This window comes from Nonomuraea sp. NPDC050556, from assembly GCF_044457355.1.
Classification (GTDB): domain Bacteria; phylum Actinomycetota; class Actinomycetes; order Streptosporangiales; family Streptosporangiaceae; genus Nonomuraea.
Genome location: NZ_JBITGU010000006.1, coordinates 594,439 through 610,648, shown reverse-complemented (window position 1 = coordinate 610,648; position 16,210 = coordinate 594,439). Strand labels below are relative to the sequence as shown.

The following is a 16,210-nucleotide window of genomic DNA, read 5'->3' as shown; positions in this document are numbered from 1 at the left end:
GCTGTTGGCCGTGAGCCCTCAGCGGTCGGCCGTCAGCCCTCCACGGTCAGCGGTCAGCGGTTGGCGGTGAGCCGTAAGCCGTCAGCGGTTGGCCGTGAGCCGTCCGTCGCTGGCCGTTGGCCGTCGGCCGCCAGTCGTCGGTCGTTAGCCGTGAGCCGTCAGCGGTTGGCCGTCAGTCCTCCACCGTCAGTCCTCCACCGTCAGTCCTCCACCGTCAGTCATCGACAGTCGGTCGTCTGTCGTGAGGTGTCGGTCGAAATCTGTCATCTGTCAGTCGTCAGTCGTTTGCTGTCTTCGTCGACACGATTATCGCCAGTCCCAGCCACCCGCGAGCGTGGGCCGGAGGTGCTTGCTCATTGCCTTGGCAGCGTCGGAGAGCTCCGAGTCTCCACGCGCTCATCGGCGTGGGCTGTGGGAGGCGGTGTAGGTGATGCGGAGGCGGCCCTTTTTGACCTTGATCGCGGTGATTGCGAGCTCGGCCAGGTCGCTCAGGCGCCCGACGTGGGTGCCGCCGCAGGGTGCTGCGTGCAGGGCGCCGAGGCGTACGACGCGGAGGCCCTCTGTCTCGTACGACGCTGTCACCGGTAGGTCGTCGGCGATGGCCTTTGCTGTGAACTCCAGCAAGTCCTCCGCCTCGGGAAGCACCTCGGGTGGGGTGAACTCGATCCTTGCCTGGCCGGGGAAGTGGATGCTGCCTGTCATCTCCAACCCCCTGCTTCGCCCGGCTGCCTCGACCAAGTGTCCGGCTGTGTGCAGGGCGGCGTGTAGTCGGCGCAGTTCGCTGTCCACATGCGCGTGCACTCGGTCGCCCTCTGCCAGGCCCACGGCGGGCACTACGACCAGGTTGCCCTGCCGTACTGGAACGACTTCCTGCTCGGCCAGCCATCCTCTGTCGGCGGGCTGGCCGCCACCCTGGGGGTGGAAGACGTTGTCCCGCACGGCCGCCCAGTCGGGGCCGGACGCGATCACCATCGTCTCGATCTCGGTCAGGTAAGTATCGTCCAGATATCTATTATGCTGAACCATTCGTTCAGTATAACGAACTCACCCTGGCGGGACGATGGTGAAGTCCTTCACGCCGAAGGGCAGTGGCGCGGGCTGGACCGCGTTCGGCGGGATGATGGGTGGGAGGTTGTCGAGCTGCCAGTCGTTCCCCTGCTGCCCGACCTTCGGCGCACCGCCCCCGCGCAGGCCCAGCGCGGCCAGGATCATCGGGTACGAGTTCTTGAACTCCCTGATCCAGTACGGCCATGTATGGGTGCCGTTGGTGTAAAGGTTCATGGTGTGCGGGATGCCCAGGCTTGCCAGCCGCTGGCTCAGGGCCTTCGCCGTGTACGCCGAGATCGGCTCGCCGAGGTGCGCCGGGTGCCACGGGGAGCCGGGCGGGTCGAGCGGCCCGGCGAAGCTGGTGGTGCCGCTGGACATGTAGATGCTGACGCCCTTGAGGTTCGGCGCGAGCACGACCGGGTCGTTGGCCGCCCAGTATTTCTGGTTCTTGTACGGATCACCCCACAACGCGTTCGGGTCCTGGTGCTCGCTGAGCTGCGCGTTCTGGATGATCTGCGGGATGCCCGGGATCTCGGTGGCCATGATGCCGCTGTACGCCCCGACGAAGGAGAACATGCCCGGATAGCGCGCCGCGTACTTCATCGCCCCGTACGCACCCATCGACAACCCGGCGATCGCCCTGCGGGTCCCGGCGCGGTAGCCGATCTCCAGGAGCCTGCGTACCTCGGTGGTGTGGAAGGTGGCCCACGCGGGAGTGCCCCCGCGGCCGTTGTTGTACCAGTCGGAGTAGTTTCCGGCGCGCCCCGCCTCGGGCATGACGACGATCGCGTCGAGGTTCTCGGTGAAGGCGGCGATGTCGGTCATCCTGGTCCAGGACGTGTAGTTGTCCGCGCCGCCGTGCAGCAGGTAGAGGACGGGCCAGGTGCGCTTCGCCCGCTTGTCCCAGCCTTTGGGGACGAGGAGGCGTACCGGCATCATCTGTCCGATGGACGGCGAGGAGATGAGGAGGTCGAGCATCCTCGGGCCGAGCCAGCGCTCGCGGACGACCCTCGCGGTGCCGGGCAACGCCTTCTGCCACGGGGCATAGCGGGCACTTCCGGCGTCCTGCCGCGTCGGAGTAGTTGCGGCCTTCTGCGTGGGGGCAGGGGAGGCGGATGACGTGGGCGCTCCCGTAGGAGAAGCAGACGTAGGGGAAGCGGACGCCGTCGAGAGGGGCTGCTTGCCGTTCGGGTCGTCCAGGAACGGGTTGTCGTCGTTCACCGGGGCCGTCGGCGGGGTCTGGCCGTCGATCGACCAGTCGGGGTCGGCGAGCGCGGGCGTGGCGCTCAGGCCGACGAGCAGTACGGTCGCCACCGCCAGGAAGCCACGGGATCGCATGGGAAGCCCTTCTCCAGATGCCTGGCGAGGCTAGGCGCAACCCCCGCACCCCAGCTATGACCAGATGCAACGAAATGGCGCACACACATGCGCTGTGCCGTACAAATCATCACGCCCGTGACAAATCTCGGCGGCGGAATGTGAAGCTCCGGTGCTGCCCCCGGCGCGCCGGGATCGGTAGGTTGGCCGATCACCATGGACGAAGTCAGCGAAGGCGGGATCCGCCGCTTCCTCGTCGACCGGATCGCCTCCCGCTGCCATCTGCGGGTCGAGCAGGTGGATCCGGACCGGCCGCTGGAGGAGTTCGGGCTGTCGTCCAGGGACGCGGTGGCCACGGCGGGAGAGCTGGCCGAGCTGCTGGGCAGGGAGCTGGACCCGACGCTGGTGTGGGAGTACCCGACCGTCAACCGCCTCGCCGCCGCACTGACCCGGCCGCCCGAAGTCACGAAAGATCCGGGAAAACCGGGTGAAGAGCTCGTCGCCGTCGTCGGGCTCGGGTGCCGACTGCCGGGGGCACACGGCCCCGAAGCGTTCTGGCGCCTGCTCATGGACGGGCGCGACGCCGTCACCGAGGTCCCCGAGGGCCGGTGGGAGCTGTTCGACGACGGCTCGGCCAGGACTGCGGAAGTGCTCGCCAGAACCACCAGGCACGGCGGCTTCCTCGACGACGTCGCCGGGTTCGACGCCGAGTTCTTCGGCATCGCCCCTGGCGAGGCGGCCACGATGGACCCGCAGCAACGCATCCTGCTGGAGACCGCGTGGGAGGCGCTGGAGCACGGCGGCCTGGCGCCCAGGTCGTTGCGCGGCAGCCGTACCGGAGTGTTCGTCGGCATCTCGGGCAACGAGTACGCCTACCTGACCACGGCGGACGCCACCAGGGTCGACGCCTGGACGGCCACCGGCGCGGCGTCCAGCATCGCCGCCAACCGCCTGTCCTACCTGCTCGACCTGCGCGGGCCCAGCCTCGCCGTGGACACCGCGTGCTCGTCGTCGCTCGTCGCGACCCACCTGGCCGTGCGCAGCCTGCGCACGGGGGAGAGCGACCTGGCGCTGGCCGCAGGGGTGAACCTGCTGCTGTCGCCGGTCGTCACGATGGCTTTCGACCAGGGTGGCGGCACCGCGCCCGACGGGCGGTGCAAGGCCTTCGACGCGTCGGCCGACGGGATGGTGCGAGCCGAGGGCTGCGGGGTGGTGGTGCTCAAGCGGCTGGCGGACGCCGTGCGCGACGGCGACCGGGTGCTCGCCGTGGTCAGGGCCACCGGCGTCAACCAGGACGGGCGGTCCAACGGGCTCGTCGCGCCGAACCCGGAGGCGCAGGAGGCGCTGCTGCGCGAGGTGTACGGCGGGCTGGACCGGGGGCCTGACTACATCGAGGCGCACGGCACCGGCACCTTCCTCGGCGACCCCATCGAGGCGCGGGCGATCGTGGCGGCGCTCGGCCCGGACGTGCTGATCGGCTCGGTGAAGTCGAACCTGGGGCATCTGGAGGCGGCTGCCGGGGTCACCGGGCTGATCAAGGCGACGCTCGCCCTGCATCACGGCATGATCCCGCCCAGCATCCACTTCAGGGAACGCAACCCGCACGTCAAACTCGAGGTCGTCACAGAACCGACCCTGTGGCCACGGCGGGACGCGCGGGCCGGGGTGTCCTCGTTCGGCTTCGGCGGCACCAACGCCCACGTCGCCCTCGACGCCTTCACCCCCCAGCCCTTCACCACCCAGGACGGCACCGCCAAGCGGGTCTTCGTCCTGACCGACACCACAGCGGAGCGGGTGCGGTCGTTCGCCACCAAGCTCGCCGGCTGGGTCCCGGAGACGGAGTTCGGCGACGTCGCCCACACGTTGGCCAGACGCGCAGGGCGCGGACGGGTGGGGGCAGCTGTGGTCGCCTCCGACGTCGCCGAACTCTCCACCAAACTCCTGTCCCTCACCCCCGAGCCGGTCCACCAGGGCGCACCCGTGTGGGTCTTCAGCGGGTACGGCGCGCAGTGGCCCGGCATGGGCCAGACGTTGTACGCACAAGAGCCAGCCTTCCGAGCCGCCCTCGACGAGCTCGCCCCCTTGCTGCGCGCCGAGGCGGGCATCGAGCTGTTCGACCCGGCGCATTCCGGCGTGGCCACCGTACAACCAGTGATCTTCGCGATGCAGATCGCCCTGGCCAGGCTGTGGACCGCCTACGGCGTCACGCCTGGAGCGATGATCGGCCACTCGATGGGCGAGGTCGCGGCAGCCGTGGTGTCCGGCGGCATCGGGCTGCACGACGCGGTGCGGATCATCTGCAGGCGCGCACGCCTCCTCGGCACCCTCGGCGGCGGCGGCGCGATGGCCGTGCTGGAGGTGGCGGCAGAGGAGGTCCCCTCCGATCTGCACGTCGCCGTGTACTCCAGCCCCACCCAGACCGTGGTGACCGGCGACCCGCACCGGGTGGCGCGGTTCGCGGCCGAGGTGGAGGCGCGCGGGCTGTTCGCCCGGACCCTCACCGCCGAGGGGGCCGGACATTCACCGCAGGTCAAACCGCTGCTGCCGTTGCTGCGTGAGGAACTGGCCGCGATCGCCCCAGGCAAGCCCGGCCTGCCGTACTACTCGACGGTCCTCGACGACCCCCGCGAGGCGCCGGCGTTCGACCCCGCCTACTGGGCGGCGGGGATCCGCCGGCCGGTGCGCCTGATGCAGGCGATCCGCGCCGCCCAGGACGACGGGTTCACCACCTTCACGGAGATCAGCCCGCATCCGTTGCTGGGCCTGGCGAGCCACTCCCTGAGGCGCGGCAACGACGCGGAGTTCTACCAGCAACTGGCTCGAACCGCCCCCTCCATACGCCTCCGTACGGCCGGCCGCGTCGTGGACGTCCCCGCCACCCCGTGGAAACACGACCGCCATTGGGTGGCCCCCGTCCACAGGACCTCCGGCCACACGCTGCTCGGCGCCCACGTGGAGACGGCTGCGGGCCACGCGTGGACGACGCTGCTGGACGACCTGTCCGACGCCCCCTGGCGCCTCCCGCCGGAGGACTGGCACAGGCACGGCCACCCGATCCTCCCCGTGACCGCGGTGGCGAGGCTCGCCTGGGCGGCTGCCTGTGAGGTGTACGGCGAGACCTCCCTGTACAACGTCGTGCTCCACGAGCTCCTGCCCCTCCCGGCGCAGGTGACCGTCACGCTGGCGGACGGCGTGATCGAGGTGACCGCGAAGGACGCGGCGGGTGTGTGGCACGTCTACGGCTCGGCCCGCATGAGCGACGCGCAGCCGTACCCAGAAGGACTGGAAAGCATCGCCCATGTAGGTGTGGATGGGACATTCGGGGGCATTGAGGTCCGTGAGATTCCGGCGGTAGCGGTTCCCGTGCGGTTGGACGGCAAGCTCGTCGAACGGGTCTGGGTCCCGGCGCCGCTGGTGGATGCCGGGTGCGAGACGGCCGGCGCTCGCGGGTGGTTCGTCCTGGCCGACGAGGGGGATCCGCGAGCGTCCCGCCTCGCGCCCGGCGACGACGGGATGGTCGTCCTGGTTCCCACCGATCTGGACCCGCGGCGGGCGGAGAAGCTCGTCGTGGACATCGCGCACCTGACCCAGCAGGGGCGCAGGCTGACCATCGTCACCCAGGACGCGTCCAGCAACCCGGTCGCCGCGTCCCTGCGCGGCCTGGTGAGGGTGCTGGCTCTGGAGCACCCCGAGGTACGCCCCAGGATCGTCGACGTCGACACCCTCGATTCCCTGGACCTGGAACTCGCGGGGGACAGCGACGACGACGAGGTGTCGTGGCGCGACGGCACCCGCTACGCCGCCCGCCTGACCCGCGCCGACCTCACCCCCACCCGCCCAGAGCCCCAACTCACCCGCGACTCCAACGACCCGTCACACCCGCCCGCTCGGCTCACTCGCGACGGCAACGACCGGTCACGCCCGCTCGCTCGGCTCGCCCGCGCAGGTCTCGAGTTCGTCCACCCCGCTGCGACCGGGGGCCTTGGGAAGCGGGGAGGTGTGGTCGGGGCCGGGAGTTATGTGATCACCGGTGGGTTCGGGGCGCTCGGGCTGGTGGTGGCGCGCTGGCTGGTTGATCGGGGGGCTACCAGGGTCGTGCTCAACGGGCGGACTGCGCCCGCCGATCTGGGCGGGCTTCCCGCTGAGGTCGTCGTCGGGGATCTCGCCGATCCCGGCACTGTGCGCAGGCTCGTCGAGGTCGCCACGGCAGATGGGGTACGGCTGCGCGGGGTCGTGCACGCCGCCGGAGTGCTCGACGACCGGCTCGCCGCCGAGCTGGACAGGGAGAGTGTCGCGCGGGTCTGGCGGGCCAAGGTGCACGGTGGTCTGTTGCTGCACGAGGCCACCCGCGGGATGGATCTCGACTGGTGGGTCGGGTTCTCCTCGGCGGCGGCGCTCCTCGGGTCGCCAGGCCAGGCCGCCTACGCCACCGCCAACGCCTTCCTCGACGCCCTCTGCGAGCAACGCGGCGGGATCTCGATCAACTGGGGGGCCTGGCAGGGCGCCAACCCCATGCCCGCCGTCGAACCCCTGACCCTCGGTGAGGGGATCGAGGCGTTGGAGGCGTTGCTGCAGCGTGGGCGGTCCATGGGCGTGGTGCGGCTGGATCCCGCCGTCGCTGCGGCCGTCTTTCCGGCCGTCGGGCGGATGCCGTACTTCTCGCTGGTCGCGGACGTGGCGGCCGAGGTGGTCAGGGACCTGTCCGACCTCGGGCCGGACGAGGCGCTGGCGGTCATCGCGGCCAAGGTCACCGAGCGGGCGGCTGCCGTGCTGGGGTTCGATCCGGTGTGGCTGGGTGAGGCCAGCGTGCTGACGGATCTGGGGCTCGACTCGCTGGCGGCCACGCGGTTGCGGGGGACGATCGAGCACGACTTCGGGGTGACCGTACCCATCGCGCCCCTCCTCAAGGGGGGCACGTTGGGGGCGCTGGCGCTCCTGGTCGCCCAGGAGTTGGGGATCGTCGGCGGGGTGATGGCCCAGACGGCGATCGGGCCCAGGGACGCCGCGGAACGCCAGGTGGTGCGGGTCCTCACCCGCGTACTCGGCCGCGAGCCCTCGGTCACCGAGAGGATCGAGCCGGAGGTGCTCGAAGTGCTCCTCGACCTCCTCTCCGAAGAGCTGGGCCGCCCACTGACGATGCCGGGGACACCACTGTCCGTCCCGGCGCTGGACCGTACGGTGCCGTCCGTTCTGGAGCGGGACCATACGGTGCCGTCCGGTGTGGGGGCAGACCTTACAGCGCCGTCCGGCGGAGGGCGGGACCATACGGTGGCGTCCGGTGTGGGGGTGGACCATACGGCGCGGTCCGGCGGAGGGCGGGACCATACGGTGGCGTCCGGTGTGGGGGTGGACCATACGGCGCGGTCCGGCGGAGGGCGGGACCATACGGCGGCGTCCGGTGTGGGGGAGGACCGTACGGTGGCGTCCGGTGTGGGGGCGGGGGGCTCTGTGGTGGGGGTCTTGGTGGCTGAGGTGGCTGACGCGGTTCGGGCGGTGGACGAGGGCGAGGCGGAGCGTGGGATCGTGCGCGGGCTGAGCGGGGGTGACGGTGCTCCGCTGTTCCTGGCGCATCCCGCCGGGGGGACGACCGGGGTGTACGCGTTGCTGGCCGACCGGCTGGGTGTGCCGGTGTTCGGGCTGGAGCGGGTTGGCGAGGAGCTGGGGATCGTCGAGCGGGCCGCCCGTTATGCCGGGGCGATCAGACAGACCTGTGACGGCCCCTACAGGCTGGGGGGTTGGTCGTTCGGCGGCATCCTGGCGTTCGAGATCGCGAGGCAGCTGGGCGACGTCGAGGTTGTCGTGATGATCGATTCTGGGTTGCCGGACGAGGTGGACCCGGAGCGGCGGCTGGAGATCCAGGCCCAGCGGTATGTGGATTTCTCGGGGTATCTGCGGGAGACCTACGGCGTCGACGTCCAGCTCGGGCTCGAGGAGCTGCGGGAGCTGGACGAGCAGGGGCAGCTCGCGCTCACCGAGGAACGGATCGCCGAGTCCGGGGTCCTCGGGATGTTGAGCCCGGCCATCCTGCGCCACCAGATCACCTCGCACGAGGACACCCGGGCCATCGAGCAGTACGAGGCGCAGCCGTACCTCGGGAGGGTCGTGCTCTTTCGTTCCACCGAGGCCACGCCCTGGGCGGTTGAGGACGTGCGGTACGCGCATCAGGACGACCCGGCACGGGGGTTCGGGCCCTATGCCCCTCGGCTGGAGGTCGTGCCGATCGAGGGGGCGCATCATCTCAACCTGCTCGATCCGCCCTACGTCGAGGTCATCGCCGGGCACCTGAAGGGACTGTTATGACGCTGGCACGAGCCGTGGCCGAAGGCGCCGATCCCGCTGAGCTGGCCGCGCTGGAGGTCCCGTCGACCTACCGCGCCGTCCACGTCCGCAAGGATGAGGTCGGGATGTTTCCGGATAAGGACGTGCGCCGGACGCTGCACGTGGGCCAGGTGCCCATGCCGGAGCTCGCCGCCGACGAGGTCCTGGTCGCGGTCATGGCCAGCGCGATCAACTTCAACACCGTGTGGACGGCGATGTTCGAGCCGATCCCCACGTTCGCGTTCCTGGAGCGGCTCGGCAGGACCGATCCCCGTCACGACCTGCCCACGCACGTGGTGGGGTCGGACGCCGCGGGAGTCGTGGTCCGCACCGGCGTCGCCGTACGGCGCTGGAAGGTCGGCGATCGGGTGGTGACCAGCCCCGCCTACGTCGACAGCGAGGACCCGATCACCCACCACGACGGCATGCTCGGCGCCGACCTGCGCGCCTGGGGGTTCGAGACGAACTTCGGCGGCCTCGCCGACTTCGCCGTGGTCAAGGCGACCCAGCTGCTCCCCAAACCCAGGCACCTGAGCTGGGAGGAGGCGGCGTGCAACATGCTCTGCGCCTCGACCGCCTACCGGATGCTGGTGAGCGAGCGCGGCTCCCGCATGCGCCAGGGCGACGTGGTGCTGCTGTGGGGAGCGACCGGAGGACTCGGCGCGTACGGCGTGCAGCTCGTCAAGAACGGCGGCGGCATCCCGGTGGGCGTGGTCAGCTCGCCGGAGAAGGCGGAGCTGCTGCGCCGCATGGGTTGCTCACATGTGGTCGACCGGTCGCAGTTCGAGCACCTCGACGACGAGAAGGCGTGGCGCAGGTTCGGCGCCGAGGTGCGCAGGCAGGTGGGCGAGGACCCGGCGATCGTCTTCGAGCACACGGGCAGGGAGACGTTCGGGGCGTCGGTGTATGTCGCCAGACGGGGCGGGTCGGTGGTGACGTGCGGGTCGTCGAGCGGGTACGCGCATGAGTACGACAACAGGCACCTGTGGATGAAGCTCAAGAGCATCATCGGCTCGCACGGTGCGAACTACCAGGAATGCCACGAGGTGAACCGGCTGATCTCGCTCGGCATGATCCACCCGACGCTGTCCAGGGTCTACCCGCTGGAGCGCGCCGCCGACGCCGCGCGAGCCGTACAGCTGAACGAGCACGTCGGCAAGGTCGGCGTCCTGGCCCTCGCGCCTGAGGAGGACCTCGGCATCGAGGACCACGCCCTGCGCGAACGCATCGGGGAGGACAAGCTCAGGCTGTTCCGGTCATGAGGGATTGGCGGGCTCTGAGCACGATTTCCAGCTCGAAGCGGATGTCGGGGTCGGCGAGCTGCTCGCCGTACAGCTCCTCCAACTGGCGTAAGCGGTAACGCACGGTCTGCGGGTGCACGTGCAGGCGCGCGGCCACCTCACCGGCGCCGCGCCCGTAGCGCAGCCACGCCAGCAGCGTCTCGGCCAGCCGGTCCTGCTGCGTCGGCCGCAGGTGCGCCAGCGGCGCGAGCCGCACCTCCGCCAGCGCGCTCACCAGCTCCTCGTCCTTGAACACGACCAGCGTGGCCATGTGCTCGCTGCACCGCAGCAGCCCCTTGGGCAGCACCCCGCGCCTTGCCAATGACAGCGCCTCGGTGGCCCACCGCAGCGAGGCGGCAGCCCCGGCCAGGGGTACGGCGGGGCCGACGACCGCCTTCCATCCGCGTAACGCCTGCTCCAGCGTCTGCGCCTGGCCGGGCCCGCTCGGGTCGGGCACGAGCAGGCAGGGGTTGCGCCGCTCCAGCCCGGTCAGCACGTCCGGCGGCAGGGACGGGGTGCGGTAGGTGCCGTGCCCTTCGTCGAGCGCGACGCAGGCCACCGTCTTCGGCAGCCGCCACCCGGCCGCCTTGGCCAGGTCGGCGATGGCCTCGCCCGAGGCTGGCGGCTGGCTGAGCAGCAGGTCGAGCAGGCGGTGGCGGCGCCGCTCCATCTCGCCAGCCGCGTGCGCCCTGGCCTCGTCGAAGCCCTCGGCGGCCGCGTCGGCGAGCTGGTCGAGGTAGATGAAGATGGCCTCGCCCAGGTCGTAGAGCGAGTGCGGGGACAGCCCGAGCGGCTCGGCGATCTCGGTGAGCCGCCGCCAGCCGACGCGGGCTCCCAGGCGCATGGCCGTCTGCAGGGGTTCGAGATTGCGGCCCTCGGCCGCCTCGCCGCGGCCGATCAGGCGAAAGGGCTCGGGGTCCCACGGGGCGTCGGGATTTTCCATACGGTCGAGGAAGCCGTCGATGGCCTGCTCGACGGCTGTCCTGACGACCTTGATGTAGACCTCGTCCGAGGGTCTGGCGTATTCGGGAATGCGGGTCTGGATCTCCTGGATGACCTCCTTGGAGACCCGGTCGATGCCCGGCCTGAGCGACTTGACGATTTCCGCGGAGATTCGTATATCACTCGCGTCACTCTTGATAGCCATCGTCCCTCCTGCCGCCATTGTGCAGGCTTGCTATCGATTCAGGAAGGCGCCGAACTCCTCCACGTCGATGAGGCCGTCGCCGTCCTGGTCGAGCTTGGTGATGCTGGCCTGGGCGGATTCGATGGTGATGGGCTGGCCGAGCACCTCCATGAGGCGGACCAGCTCCTCTGCCGAGATCCTGCCGTCGCCGTCGGCGTCGACGATGCCGAAGGTGATCTTGTAATCGTCCATGCGACCGACCTTAGTGCGATTTATCGGGTTCTTTGAGTGCTTCGACGAAGGTTGCGACATGTGCCCTGAGGTCGCCCCTTCGCCAGGCGATGGCCAGCTGTGCGGGGGTGAGTCCCTGGACGGGACGGAAGGTGACGCCCGGCCGTTTGTACAGGCCCGCGTTGCCCTCGGAGAGCAGCACGATGCCCAGCCCGCCGTTCACCGCCTCGAACACCGCCTCGGCCGTGTCCGCGACCGCCGCGACCACCGGCTCGTCGTCGCGCGCGTCGAGCGCCAGCCAGAAATCCCTGAGCGGCCCAGCCGCCTCTGGCAGCGCGATGAACGCCTCCTCGCGCAGGTCGTCGAAGGGGATCTCGGTCCTTGTCGCCAGTGGATGATCGTCGGGCAACGCGACGAACCTGCGCTCGGTGGCCAGCACCAGCGTCTCCAGGTCGGGTGGGGCGGGCAGCCAGATGAAGGCGACGTCCGAGCTGCCGTCGGCCAGGCCGCCGCTCGGGTCCTGCCAGCCGACCAGGCGCAGTGACACCTGCCAGCCGGGCATCCTGGCGCGGAACGCCTGCAGCGCCTTCTGCTGCAGCCCCCGGCCGACGGCGGTCTGCATGCCGATGACCAGCGTGCCGGTGGGCGCCGACGCCCTGGCCTCCTCCACGCCGGAGGTCCAGGCCTGCAGCAGCTCGCGCGCGACGGGCAGCAGGGCGTGGCCCTGCCGGGTGAGCATCAGGCCGCTGTGCACCCGGTCGAACAGCGGGAAGCCGAGCTGGCGCTCCAGCGTGCGCAACTGCTTGGAGAGCGCGGGCTGGGACACGAACAGCCGCTCGGCCGCCCTGGTGACGTTGAGCTCCTCGGCCGCGGCGACGAAGTAGCGCAGGTCCCGCAGGTGCACATCCATAACCGATGGTTATAGCAACGGGTCTTGGACGCGGCCAGACCTCCGGCGGCATCCTCATGGTCATGACGACACGCGAACTGGGAAATCTGGAAGTACCCGCGATCGGTTTCGGCGCGATGGTGTTGTCGCCCGGTGTCTACGGCGACATCGACGACGAGCGCGCGACGACGGCATTGACGGCGGCGCTCGACGCGGGCGCCACCCACGTGGACACCAGCGACGCCTACGGGGCTGACGGGCACAACGAGCGGCTGGTCGGCAAGGTGATCAAGGGGCGGCGCGACGAGGTGGTGGTGGCGACCAAGTTCGGGCTGGCGCTCCTGGACGGCGAGCCCGCGCGGTCGGTGCCGGTGGGGTATGCGTTCAACGAGCTGAGGGTGAACGGCGAGGGCCGCCTGGTCCGGACCTACGCCGAGCGGAGCCTGCGCAACCTGGGCATCGACGCGATCGACCTTTACTACGCGCACTACCCCGACCCGGGGGTGGCCATCGAGGAGACCGTTGGCGCGATGGCCTCGCTGGTGAAGGACGGGCTGGTGAAGCACATCGGGCTGTCGAACGTGACCGCTTCGCAGTTGCGGCGGGCGCATGCTGTGCATCCGATCGCGGCTGTGCAGAACGAGTGGTCGATGTGGCGGCCGGTGGACGCGGATCTGCTGGCTGCGGCTCGGGAGCTGGGGGTGGGGCTGGTGGCTTGGAGCCCGCTGGGGAACGGGTTCCTGACGGGGACCGTGCAGGGGGTGGGGGAGGGGGACTTCCGGCGCAACGCGCCCCGGTTCTCCAGCGAGAACCTTTCGGCTAACAACGACCGGTACGCGCCTGTTCGTACGCTGGCGGCGGAGTTGGGTGTTACTCCGGCGCAGCTCGCGCTGGCGTGGTTGCTGCACCAGGACCCGCACGTGGTGGCGATCCCGGGCAGCCGGACGCCTGCGCACATCGAGGAGAACATCGCGGCGGCGGACATCACGCTGCATGCGGACACGCTCGCTCGCATCGACCAGGCCCTCGGCAAGTTCGAAGCCCTCGGCGGCACCCTCCTCTGACCCAACCCCCAAGACCAAGGGATCTTGGGGGTCTTGGCTTTTGAGGGTCTTTAGGATCCTTATGTGTCGCGAAGAGGACGGGCGGGCCAACCTCATGGGCGCGGGGCGCGGGGCGCGGGGCGCGGGGCGCGGGGCGCGGGGCGGGATGGCGGGGTGACGGGGCGCGGCGCGGCGCGGGGTGGCGGGGCGCGGCGCGGGGTGGCGGGGCGCGGGGTGGCGGGGCGCGGCGCGGGGTGGCGGGGCGCGGCGCGGGGTGGCGGGGCGCGGCGCGGGGTGGTGGGGTGGTGGCAACCGCCAGGAGCGGGAGCGCGGCCACTGGGGGCTTCAGGGGTGGGGAGGGTTGGTGGGCTGATGGTGGGATGGGGTGGTTGATACCGTCGGGCGTGTGGGGGACACACTCGATATCGCATCCGCGCCCAACCTACGTGACGTGGGCGGACACAGCACCACCGACGGTCGCAAGGTCAAAATGGGCCTCGCGTTCAGGTCCGGCGCCCTCGACCGGCTGACCGGTGACGAGCAGCAACTCCTCCTCGAAGCCGGAGTGAAGCGAGTCTGCGACCTCCGCACCCGGACCGAGCGCACCGACCAGCCGGACCGCCTCCCAGAAGGCGTCCACTACCGGGTACTCGACGTCCAGAAGCACGGCGGTCACGGCGCCGACATCGCCTCCCTGTTCGCCTCCCCCGACGGCATCGAAGCGCTCAAATCCCCGCAGTCCGCCGAAGCCTTCCTCGTCGACGTCTACCGCGCCTTCGTCACCACCCCCGACGCCCACGAGGCCTTCGGCGAGCTCCTGCGTACCCTGACAAAGCCCGGCACCCTCATGCACTGCACAGCGGGCAAGGACCGCACGGGCTGGGGGTCCGCGCTGCTCCTCACCCTCCTGGGCGTCGACCGCGAGACCGTCCTCGCGGACTACCTCGACAGCAACCGCCACCTCGAGAGCGCCTACGCGGGCCTGTACGAGATGGTCGCCCAGGGTGGCATCGACCCCGAGGTGGTCCGCCCCCTCCTGGAGGTCCGCGAGGTCTACCTGGCCGCCGCCTTCGACACCGCCCAGGAGCTGTACGGCGACGCGGAAGGCTACGCGCGGACGGCGCTCGGCCTCACGGACCAGGAGCTGACCGCGCTGAAGGACCTCTACCTCGGAGACGCGGGATAGACGGCCAGAGTTATCCCCAGGGTGTGGACAAGTCGGGCCACGCCAGCATCGCCGTATCCGCCACCCGCTCCAGCATCTCGCGAGAGGCGCCGTCTCTTGCCTGCGTCGACATGCCCTGGATCACGCTCGCGAAATAGGTGGCCAGCGTCTCGGCGTCGCCGTCCAGATCCTGCTCGATCCTGGCCTTCAGCGCCGCCTTGCTCGCCTCGCGCAGCGAACGCAGCCACTCCTGCACCTCGGCCGACTGCGGCCCGCAGTTGACCCCCGCGGAGATCACCAGGCAGCCCGGCGGGTGGGCGGGGTCGGTGTACTGCTGGGCGGCCTCGCGCAGCATCCGCCCGATGGCGTCCTTCGCCGGTCCCGGCTGGGCCAGCGCGACTCCGGCGAACGCCCCCCACGTCTCCTGGTAACGCGCGACGGCCTCCTCGAAGAGCCGCCGCTTGTCGCCGAAGGCGCCGTACAGGCTGGGTGGCCTGATGTCCATCGCCGCCGTCAGCTCGGCGACGGAGGTCGCCTCGTAGCCGTACTGCCAGAACACGGTGAGCGCGGTCTCCAGCGCCTGGTCCCTGTCGAACGCCCGTTGCCTCGCCATGCACTCATTCTATAGCGATCGCTATGTTACGGTTGCTGTATCGATCGCTAAAGAAAGGTTTCGTGCCATGAAGACTGCCCTCGTGACCGCGGCGAGCAGGGGAATCGGCAGGGCGACAGCCGTACGGCTGGGCCGGGACGGGTTCAGGGTCGCGGTGAACTACGCCAGGGACGAGGCGGCCGCCAAGGAGACCGTGCGGCTCGTCGAGGAGGCGGGCGGCAGCGCGTTCGCGGTGCGGGCGGAGCTGGGCGCGGAAGGCGGCGTGGAAAGGCTCGCCGAGGCGATCGACACGCTGGACGTGCTGGTGAACAACGTGGGGATCGGGCTGCACGAGCCCTTCGGCGAGGTGACGCAGGAGAGCTACGACCGCATGTTCGCCGTGAACGTCAGGGCGCCGTTCTTCCTGACGCAGCGCCTGCTCCCGCTGATCCCGGACGGTGGCCGGATCGTCAACGTCACCTCGGGCGTCACCAGGATCGCCTTTCCCGACGGGATCGTCTACGCCATGACGAAGGGCGCCCTGCACCTGCTCACCCTCAACCTGGCCAAGCAGCTCGGCCCGCGCGGGATCACCGTCAACAACGTGGCGCCGGGCATCATCGACACCGACGCGAACGCCTGGCTGCACGAGGACCCGGCGGCCTACGACTTCGCCGCCTCCCGCCACGCCCTGGCCCGCGTCGGCACCCCCGAGGAGATCGCCGACGTCGTCGCCTTCGCGGTGTCCGACGCCGCCCGTTTCGTCACCGGGACCACCCTCGACGCCACGGGCGGCGCGAACCTCTAGCCGAGCTCTTCGAACAGGGTCAGCTGGAGCCCGGCCGGGCCTTCGAGGCGGGCGTTGAGCGAGTTCCACGGGGTGCGGGTCGGCTCCGCGATCACCTTCGCGCCCGCCTCGGCCAGCGTCGCGGTGGTCGCAGCGGAGTCGGCCACCTCGAAGGCCACCCGGATGTGCCCGGCCACCCGGCGGCCGACCTCCACCCGGTCGATGAACTCGGCCTGGTTCCTGTCGGCGATCTCCAGCGTGGCCCGGCCCGCCTCCAGGATCGTCACCCTGCCGTCCTCGGAGTTGTAGGCCTCCCGCTCGGGCAGGCCGAGGACGTCACGGTAGAACCGGAGCGCCTCCTCGTAGTCATCTGCGGTCACAACCAGGCGAAGTTCTCTAACTGTCATAAACCCAT

12 protein-coding genes are annotated in these 16,210 nt (G+C 70.4%); 5 read left to right on the top strand and 7 right to left on the bottom strand.

The annotated features are described in order from the left end of the window. Window positions 1-396: 396 nt before the first annotated feature. Together ACIBG8_RS49615 and ACIBG8_RS49610 are read right to left on the bottom strand one after the other, a co-directional pair. Window positions 397-1,026, bottom strand: a complete 630-nt coding sequence (locus ACIBG8_RS49615) for a hypothetical protein (RefSeq protein WP_397350332.1) — start codon at window positions 1,024-1,026, stop codon at window positions 397-399. A gap of 18 nt (window positions 1,027-1,044) precedes the next feature. Then, a complete protein-coding gene (locus ACIBG8_RS49610; protein ID WP_397350331.1) occupies window positions 1,045-2,385 on the bottom strand; it encodes an alpha/beta hydrolase-fold protein in 1,341 nt (446 codons plus the stop codon). Between the two features lie 195 nt (window positions 2,386-2,580). Here ACIBG8_RS49610 and ACIBG8_RS49605 point away from each other — a divergent pair, with 195 nt between their 5' ends. Next, window positions 2,581-8,664 carry an SDR family NAD(P)-dependent oxidoreductase gene (locus tag ACIBG8_RS49605; RefSeq protein WP_397350330.1) on the top strand — a complete coding sequence of 2,028 codons (6,084 nt, stop codon included), beginning with the start codon at window positions 2,581-2,583 and terminating at the stop codon, window positions 8,662-8,664. Continuing rightward, window positions 8,661-9,944, top strand: coding sequence for a crotonyl-CoA carboxylase/reductase (gene ccrA / locus ACIBG8_RS49600; protein ID WP_397350329.1), 1,284 nt, complete (start codon window positions 8,661-8,663; stop codon window positions 9,942-9,944). The genes ACIBG8_RS49605 and ccrA overlap by 4 nt, the downstream gene beginning before the upstream one ends. On the opposite strand, the gene ACIBG8_RS49595 is transcribed toward ccrA, so the two are convergent. From ACIBG8_RS49595 to ACIBG8_RS49585, 3 genes are read right to left on the bottom strand one after another with little or no spacing between them, the layout of a single operon-like run. After that, the gene (locus ACIBG8_RS49595) at window positions 9,925-11,109 is read right to left on the bottom strand and encodes a helix-turn-helix domain-containing protein (protein WP_397350328.1); all 1,185 of its coding nucleotides are present in this window, start codon (window positions 11,107-11,109) and stop codon (window positions 9,925-9,927) included. The two genes, ccrA and ACIBG8_RS49595, sit on opposite strands and share 20 nt — an antisense overlap. Window positions 11,110-11,139: 30 nt before the next feature. Further along, window positions 11,140-11,340, bottom strand: a complete 201-nt coding sequence (locus ACIBG8_RS49590) for an EF-hand domain-containing protein (protein ID WP_397350327.1) — start codon at window positions 11,338-11,340, stop codon at window positions 11,140-11,142. 10 nt (window positions 11,341-11,350) lie between these two features. Continuing rightward, a complete protein-coding gene (locus tag ACIBG8_RS49585) occupies window positions 11,351-12,229 on the bottom strand; it encodes a LysR family transcriptional regulator (RefSeq protein ID WP_397350326.1) in 879 nt (292 codons plus the stop codon). Window positions 12,230-12,291: 62 nt separating this feature from the next. Between ACIBG8_RS49585 and ACIBG8_RS49580 the strand changes: the two genes are divergently transcribed. Together ACIBG8_RS49580 and ACIBG8_RS49575 are read left to right on the top strand one after the other, a co-directional pair. Further along, window positions 12,292-13,272, top strand: coding sequence for an aldo/keto reductase (locus ACIBG8_RS49580; RefSeq protein ID WP_397350325.1), 981 nt, complete (start codon window positions 12,292-12,294; stop codon window positions 13,270-13,272). A 364-nt stretch (window positions 13,273-13,636) separates the two neighbouring features. Further along, a complete protein-coding gene (locus ACIBG8_RS49575) occupies window positions 13,637-14,437 on the top strand; it encodes a tyrosine-protein phosphatase (RefSeq protein ID WP_397350324.1) in 801 nt (266 codons plus the stop codon). Between the two features lie 10 nt (window positions 14,438-14,447). On the opposite strand, the gene ACIBG8_RS49570 is transcribed toward ACIBG8_RS49575, so the two are convergent. Continuing rightward, complete coding sequence (locus tag ACIBG8_RS49570; RefSeq protein ID WP_397350323.1) at window positions 14,448-15,029, bottom strand: TetR/AcrR family transcriptional regulator; 582 nt, start codon at window positions 15,027-15,029, stop codon at window positions 14,448-14,450. A 67-nt stretch (window positions 15,030-15,096) separates the two neighbouring features. On the opposite strand from ACIBG8_RS49570, the gene ACIBG8_RS49565 reads away from it, so the two are divergent. Then, window positions 15,097-15,816: an SDR family NAD(P)-dependent oxidoreductase gene (locus ACIBG8_RS49565; RefSeq protein ID WP_397350322.1), complete on the top strand. Its 720-nt coding sequence runs from the start codon at window positions 15,097-15,099 to the stop codon at window positions 15,814-15,816. Here ACIBG8_RS49565 and ACIBG8_RS49560 read toward each other — a convergent pair. Then, window positions 15,813-16,202 carry a VOC family protein gene (locus ACIBG8_RS49560; protein WP_397350321.1) on the bottom strand — a complete coding sequence of 130 codons (390 nt, stop codon included), beginning with the start codon at window positions 16,200-16,202 and terminating at the stop codon, window positions 15,813-15,815. The genes ACIBG8_RS49565 and ACIBG8_RS49560 overlap by 4 nt on opposite strands. Window positions 16,203-16,210 lie beyond the last annotated feature (8 nt).

Bases quoted from the DNA above. Each gene is read 5' to 3' on its own strand.
- ccrA (WP_397350329.1), top strand. From the start codon at position 8,661: ATGACGCTGGCACGAGCCGTGGCCGAAGGCGCCGATCCCGCTGAGCTG.
- ACIBG8_RS49560 (WP_397350321.1), bottom strand. From the start codon at position 16,202: ATGACAGTTAGAGAACTTCGCCTGGTTGTGACCGCAGATGACTACGAG.
- ACIBG8_RS49585 (WP_397350326.1), bottom strand. From the start codon at position 12,229: ATGGATGTGCACCTGCGGGACCTGCGCTACTTCGTCGCCGCGGCCGAG.
- ACIBG8_RS49580 (WP_397350325.1), top strand. From the start codon at position 12,292: ATGACGACACGCGAACTGGGAAATCTGGAAGTACCCGCGATCGGTTTC.
- ACIBG8_RS49595 (WP_397350328.1), bottom strand. From the start codon at position 11,109: ATGGCTATCAAGAGTGACGCGAGTGATATACGAATCTCCGCGGAAATC.
- ACIBG8_RS49610 (WP_397350331.1), bottom strand. From the start codon at position 2,385: ATGCGATCCCGTGGCTTCCTGGCGGTGGCGACCGTACTGCTCGTCGGC.
- ACIBG8_RS49590 (WP_397350327.1), bottom strand. From the start codon at position 11,340: ATGGACGATTACAAGATCACCTTCGGCATCGTCGACGCCGACGGCGAC.
- ACIBG8_RS49615 (WP_397350332.1), bottom strand. From the start codon at position 1,026: ATGGTTCAGCATAATAGATATCTGGACGATACTTACCTGACCGAGATC.
- ACIBG8_RS49605 (WP_397350330.1), top strand. From the start codon at position 2,581: ATGGACGAAGTCAGCGAAGGCGGGATCCGCCGCTTCCTCGTCGACCGG.
- ACIBG8_RS49565 (WP_397350322.1), top strand. From the start codon at position 15,097: ATGAAGACTGCCCTCGTGACCGCGGCGAGCAGGGGAATCGGCAGGGCG.
- ACIBG8_RS49570 (WP_397350323.1), bottom strand. From the start codon at position 15,029: ATGGCGAGGCAACGGGCGTTCGACAGGGACCAGGCGCTGGAGACCGCG.